Source organism: Streptomyces sp. UNOB3_S3, assembly GCF_020740895.1.
Classification (GTDB): domain Bacteria; phylum Actinomycetota; class Actinomycetes; order Streptomycetales; family Streptomycetaceae; genus Streptomyces.
The window spans coordinates 1-5,620 of sequence record NZ_JAILXP010000433.1 but is presented as its reverse complement, the minus strand read 5'-3'; the positions used below and the strand labels follow the sequence as shown (position 1 = coordinate 5,620).

6 protein-coding genes and 1 pseudogene are annotated in these 5,620 nt (G+C 70.7%); 6 read left to right on the top strand and 1 reads right to left on the bottom strand.

What is annotated here, in order from left to right; genetic code table 11:
• Positions 1–357, bottom strand: a 357-nt coding sequence (locus K6I33_RS30950; protein ID WP_229357864.1) for an ATP-binding protein, incomplete at its 3' end; no start/stop codon positions are given.
• Between the two features lie 327 nt (positions 358–684).
• Between K6I33_RS30950 and K6I33_RS30945 the strand changes: the two genes are divergently transcribed.
• The 6 genes and pseudogenes from K6I33_RS30945 to K6I33_RS30920 form a co-directional block, all read left to right on the top strand.
• Positions 685–2,061 (top strand): glycosyltransferase, encoded by a 1,377-nt coding sequence (locus K6I33_RS30945; RefSeq protein WP_229357863.1) that lies wholly within the window; start codon positions 685–687, stop codon positions 2,059–2,061.
• A 25-nt stretch (positions 2,062–2,086) separates the two neighbouring features.
• Positions 2,087–3,145, top strand: coding sequence for a DegT/DnrJ/EryC1/StrS aminotransferase family protein (locus K6I33_RS30940; RefSeq protein WP_229357862.1), 1,059 nt, complete (start codon positions 2,087–2,089; stop codon positions 3,143–3,145).
• Positions 3,146–3,185: 40 nt separating this feature from the next.
• Positions 3,186–4,373, top strand: a complete 1,188-nt coding sequence (locus tag K6I33_RS30935; RefSeq protein ID WP_229357861.1) for a cytochrome P450 — start codon at positions 3,186–3,188, stop codon at positions 4,371–4,373.
• Positions 4,373–4,564, top strand: a complete 192-nt coding sequence (locus tag K6I33_RS30930; protein WP_229357860.1) for a ferredoxin — start codon at positions 4,373–4,375, stop codon at positions 4,562–4,564. Before K6I33_RS30935 ends, K6I33_RS30930 begins: the two co-directional genes overlap by 1 nt.
• A gap of 95 nt (positions 4,565–4,659) precedes the next feature.
• Positions 4,660–5,418, top strand: coding sequence for a thioesterase II family protein (locus K6I33_RS30925; protein ID WP_229357859.1), 759 nt, complete (start codon positions 4,660–4,662; stop codon positions 5,416–5,418).
• Positions 5,418–5,620 (top strand): annotated as a pseudogene (locus K6I33_RS30920) (hypothetical protein); the annotation flags it as partial. The gene K6I33_RS30925 and the pseudogene K6I33_RS30920, both read left to right, overlap by 1 nt.

Here is a 5,620-nt window from a genome sequence, read left to right as displayed (position 1 = left end):
GGTGGGGCCCGTGCCGGTGAGGCCCAGGGGGCCGAACAGGGCGCGCACCGCGGCGTAGGGGGCCGGGGCGGCGCCCCTGGATATGCCGTCGGGCAGGCCGTCGTAGGCGCTCGGGGTCCGGCGCGCGGCGGGTTCCCGGCCGCAGGCCGCGTAGAGCGTCCGGGTGCCGCGGGCCGCCTGGTCGTCGAGGAAGGCGCGCAGCAGCCGGGTCTTGCCGATGCCGGAGGGGCCGCCGATCAGGACCGCCTGGGCGTGGCCGGTGCGGGCGGAGGCGGCGCGGGCGGTGAGTGCCGCCAGTTCCCCGCCGCGACCGGTCGGCGGCTCCGCTAAGCCGTCGGCGTGCGGGCGGTGCAGCACGTAGTTCTCCTCACGCCCCGTGGGGGATTCGGCGCTCAGACATCACATTCCGCTCAAGTCCCGCCAAGGTGGCTCTTGCGGCACCTCGTCAGGTCTCTTGTCACTCTAGAGCGTTTTGTATGACTAGGGGTTCCACTTGCTCGAACTCCTGGACATTAGAACCTCTTCCCGTCTTGCCGTGGTAAGGGGTGGCGCCCGGCGCGTCGCGTCCGGGAGGAGTCTAAGGATTTCCCGGCCCGTGGCATGAGATCACAGTGCGGGGAGGCCGACCGGCCCGCCCGGGGCGTCCCGTGCCCCGCCCCGACGGCCACCACTGAAAGGGATGCCATGGACTCCGCGCGACGGCCGATCCTGTTCGTCAGCCTTCCGGAGAGCGGACTGCTCAATCCGCTGCTCGTACTGGCGGGCGAACTCTCCCGGCAGGGTGTGGAGGACCTGTGGTTCGCCACCGACGAACCGCGCCGCGAGGACGTGGCGCGGATCGCCGAGCGCTCCCCGGTGGAGTTCGCCTCGCTCGGCGAGGTGATACCCGAGCTGTCCGCCGTGACCTGGGACGACGAGGTCTACCGGGAGGTGACCCAGTCCTCCCGCTTCCGGGCGCACCGGGCCGTCATCCGGCAGTCCTACAAGCCGGCCCTCCAGGCGGGGAAGTTCCGCAAGCTGGAGGCCGTGGTCGACAAGGTCCAGCCGGCGCTGATGGTCGTCGACTGCATGGCGGGCTTCGCCGTCGACCTGGCCATCGCCCGGGACATCCCGTTCGTCCTGAGCGTCCCGTTCCTTCCCAGCAACGTCCTCACCTCGCTCAACCCCTTCGCCAAGGGCCACACCCCCCGGGACTTCCCGGTCCCCCACTCCGGGCTGCCGCGGAAGATGACCCCGGCGCAGCGGCTGAGCAACGAGCTGTTCAAGTACCGGACCCTGGCGATGTTCTTCAACCCCGCCATGGGCAAGGTGCTCCAGGAGGACGCGCGGATCCGCAAGGAGCTGCGCATCCCCCCGCCCAACCCGATGACCAGGATCGACAAGGCCGAGCTGGTCCTGTGCAACTCCGTCGCCGAGCTGGACTACCCCTTCCCGGTCCCGGAGAGGATGCGGCTGGTCGGCGCGATGATGCCGCCCCTGCCCGAGGCCCCGGACGATGCGGACGTGGCGGGCTGGCTCGACGCGCAGTCGTCGGTCGTCTACATGGGCTTCGGCACCATCACCCGGCTGACGAAGGACCAGGTCGGCGCGCTGGTGGAGGTGGCCCGCCGGCTGGAGGGCGAGCACCAGGTGCTGTGGAAGCTGCCCAAGGAGCAGCAGCACCTGCTGCCCGCCGCGGACTCCCTCCCGGCCAACCTCCGCATCGAGAGCTGGGTCCCCTCCCAGCTCGACGTCCTCGCCCACCCCAACGTCAAGGTGTTCTTCACCCACGGCGGCGGCAACGGCTTCCACGAGGGCATCTACTTCGGCAAGCCCCTGGTGGTGCGCCCCCTGTGGGTGGACTGCTTCGACCAGGCCGTACGCGGCCAGGACTTCGGCATCAGCCTGACCCTCGACCGGCCCCAGACCATCGCGGTCGACGACGTCGTCGACAAGCTCACCCGGGTGCTCGGCGACCCCTCGTTCCGCGAGAAGGCGGAGCGGCTGGGTGCCCTCCAGCGCGCGGCGGGCGGTCGTGAGACGGCCGCCGGACTGGTCCTCGGTCTCCCCGCGCTGGCCTGATCCCGGCCCGATCAGAGAGGAACCCATGTCGTTCAAGTACCCCGTGTCCCGTCCCGCCCTCGACGGCAAGGAGCTCGAGTACGTCACCGCCACCATCGGCGACGGCTGGATATCCTCGCAGAGCCCCGTCATCCAGCGGTTCGAGCAGGCCTTCGCGGACTGGAACGGAGTCGCCCACGGCGTGGCCTGCTCCTCCGGGACGGCCGCGCTCACCCTCGCCCTGCGGGCCCTGGGCGTCGGCCCCGGCGACGAGGTGATCGTCCCCGAGTTCACCATGATCGCCTCCGCGTGGGCGGTCAGCTACACCGGTGCCACGCCCGTCTTCGTCGACTGCGGGGACGACCTCAACATCGACGTCACCCGCATCGAGGAGAAGATCACCCCCCGGACCAGGGCGATCATGCCGGTGCACATCTACGGCCGGCGCTGCGACATGGACGCGATCATGGACATCGCGTTCCAGTACAACCTCCGGGTCGTCGAGGACTCCGCCGAGGCCCACGGCATCCGCCCGGTGGGCGACATCGCCTGCTACTCCCTCTTCGCCAACAAGATCATCACGGCGGGCGAGGGCGGCATCTGTCTCACCGACGACCCCCGGCTCGCCGGCCAGCTGGCCCATCTGCGCGCCATGGCCTTCACCCGGGACCACAGCTTCCTCCACAAGAAGCTCGCCTACAACTTCCGGATGACCGGGATGCAGGCCGCCGTCGCCCTCGCCCAGGTCGAGCGGCTGGACGAGATCCTCGCGACCCGCCGGGAGATCGAGAAGCGCTACGACGAGGGCCTCGCCGGCATCCCCGGCATCACCTTGATGCCGTCGCGCGACGTGCTGTGGATGTACGACCTGCGCGCCGAGCGCCGCGAGGAGCTGCGCGCCTTCCTCGCCGAGGCGGGCATCGAGACCCGGCTGTTCTTCAAGCCCATGAGCCGCCAGCCCGGCTATCTCCACCCCGACTGGCCCTCGCTGAACGCCAACCGGTTCGCGGAGGACGGCTTCTACCTGCCCACGCACACCGGGCTGACCGCCGCCGACCAGGACTTCATCACGGCCCGGGTCCGCGAGTTCCACAACGCCGGGTGACCGGCCCCGCAGACCCGCCACGAGGGGATGAGTTTCCGACATGACGCACGACGGCCCGATGGTGGTCGACTTCCCGCTGCGCAAGCCCGGTGAGGCCTTCCCGCCTCCCCGGTACACGACCTACCGCGAACAGGAGGGGCTGGTCCTCTCCCACCTGCCCAACGGCAACAAGGTCTGGCTGGTCACCCGGCACGAGGACGTCCGCGCCGTCTTCACCAACCCGAAGATCAGCTCCAACCCGGACCACAAGGGCTTCCCCAACATCAGCGAGACCATGGGCGTGCCCAGGCAGGAGCAGATCCCGGGCTGGTTCGTGGGGATGGACTCCCCCGAGCACGACCGCTTCCGCAAGGCGCTCATCCCCGAGTTCACCGTGCGACGGGTCCGGGCCATGCGCCCGGCGATCGAGGAGACCGTCGACAAGCTCATCGACGACCTCCTCGCCTCCGGGAACTCCGCGGACCTCGTCGCCGACTTCGCGCTCCCCGTGCCCTCCCTGGTGATCTCCGCCCTCCTCGGCGTGCCCCCGGTGGACCGCGACTTCTTCGAGTCCCGCACCCGCACCCTGGTCGCCATCCGCTCCTCCACCGACCAGCAGCGCGACACCGCCACCAAGGAACTCCTGCGCTACATCAACCGGCTCATCGACATCAAGTCGAAGTGGCCCCAGGACGACCTGGTCAGCAGGCTCCTCGCCACCGGCGTCATCGCCCCCCACGAGCTGTCGGGCGTCCTGCTGCTCCTGCTGATCGCCGGCCACGAGACCACGGCCAACAACATCGCGCTGGGCGTGATGACCCTCCTGCAGAACCCCCAGTGGATCGGCGACGACCGGGTCGTCGAGGAGACGCTGCGCTTCCACTCGGTCGCCGACATCGTCTCCCTGCGGGTGGCCGTCGAGGACGTCGAGATCGCCGGGCAGCTCGTCCGCGCCGGCGAGGGCATCATCCCGCTGGTGGCCGCCGCCAACCACGACGAGCAGGCCTTCGCCTGCCCCCACGCCTTCGACCCCTCCCGCACCGACCGCCACCACGTGGCCTTCGGCTACGGCATGCACCAGTGCCTCGGCCAGAACCTGGTGCGCCTGGAGATGGAGATCGCCTACCGCAAGCTCTTCGAGCGCATCCCCACCCTGCGGCTGGCCGTCCCCGTGGAGCGACTGGCCTTCAAGCACGACGTCGTACTCTTCGGGCTGCACGAGATGCCCGTCGAGTGGGAGGCCTCCTGATGCGCGTCACCGCCGACAACGAGCGCTGCATCGGCGCGGGCCAGTGTGTACTGACCGCCCCGGCCGTCTTCGACCAGGACGACGACGGACTGGTCACCGTCCTGGCCCCCGACGGCGCCGGGCTCACCGACGCCGTCCGGCGGGCGGGCGACCTCTGCCCGTCGCGGGCCATCACCGTCCACGAGAACTGACGCACGAGCGCCCGCCGCCCCGCGACGCGCCCCGTCCCGGGGCCGGCGGCCCGCCGTCGTGCCCCGTCACCCCCACCGAGAAAGGACCCGAGCCCTTGAACAGCGCGGACAACGACCTGGCCCTGTGGGCCCGGCGCTACCACCCGGCCGAGACCGCCACCACCCGGCTGGTCTGCTTCCCCCACGCGGGCGGCTCGGCCAGCTTCTTCCACCCCGTCTCGGCCCGGTTCGCCCCCGGCGTCGACGTCGTCGCCCTCCAGTACCCCGGCCGCCAGGACCGCCGCCACGAGCCCTGCGTCACCGACATCGCCACCCTCGCCGACCGGATCACCGACCGGCTCCTGGAGCTGGACGACAAGCCCACGGTCTACTTCGGCCACAGCATGGGCGCGGTCCTCGCCTTCGAGGTGGCCTGGCGACTGGAGCGGCAGGGCGCGCCGTCCGCGCCGAAGGCCGTCATCGCCTCCGGCCGCCGGGCCCCCTCCACCTCCCGCCCCGAGACCGTGCACCAGCGCGACGACGACGGCGTCATCGCCGAGCTCAAGCTCCTCAACGGCACGGAGGCCGGGGTCCTCGGCGACGAGGAGATCCTGCGGATGGCCCTGCCCGCGATCCGCGGCGACTACACCGCCATCGAGACCTACCGCTGCCCCGAGGACCGCGTCGTCCGCTGCCCCGTCACCGTCCTCACCGGCGACGCCGACCCCCGCACCTCCCTGGACGAGGCCAAGGCCTGGGAACGGCACACCGAAGGCGGCTTCCGGCTCGAGGTGTTCCCCGGCGGCCACTTCTTCCTCACCGGCAATCACGTGGCCGTGAACGCCGAGATAGCCCGCGAACTCGGGAAACTCTGATGCGCACGCTCCTCGTCGACAACTACGACTCCTTCACCTACAACCTCTTCCACTACCTGTCCGAGGTCAACGGCGAAGAGCCCGAGGTCATCCACAACGACGACCCGGCATGGCGCCCCGAGTTGCTCGGCGCCTTCGACAACGTCGTCCTCTCCCCCGGCCCCGGCACCCCCCACCGGCCCGCCGACTTCGGGTTCTGCGC

Excerpts from the sequence above, each read along its gene's own strand:
- K6I33_RS30945 (WP_229357863.1), top strand. The coding sequence starts at position 685 with ATGGACTCCGCGCGACGGCCGATCCTGTTCGTCAGCCTTCCGGAGAGC.
- K6I33_RS30940 (WP_229357862.1), top strand. The coding sequence starts at position 2,087 with ATGTCGTTCAAGTACCCCGTGTCCCGTCCCGCCCTCGACGGCAAGGAG.
- K6I33_RS30935 (WP_229357861.1), top strand. The coding sequence starts at position 3,186 with ATGACGCACGACGGCCCGATGGTGGTCGACTTCCCGCTGCGCAAGCCC.
- K6I33_RS30930 (WP_229357860.1), top strand. The coding sequence starts at position 4,373 with ATGCGCGTCACCGCCGACAACGAGCGCTGCATCGGCGCGGGCCAGTGT.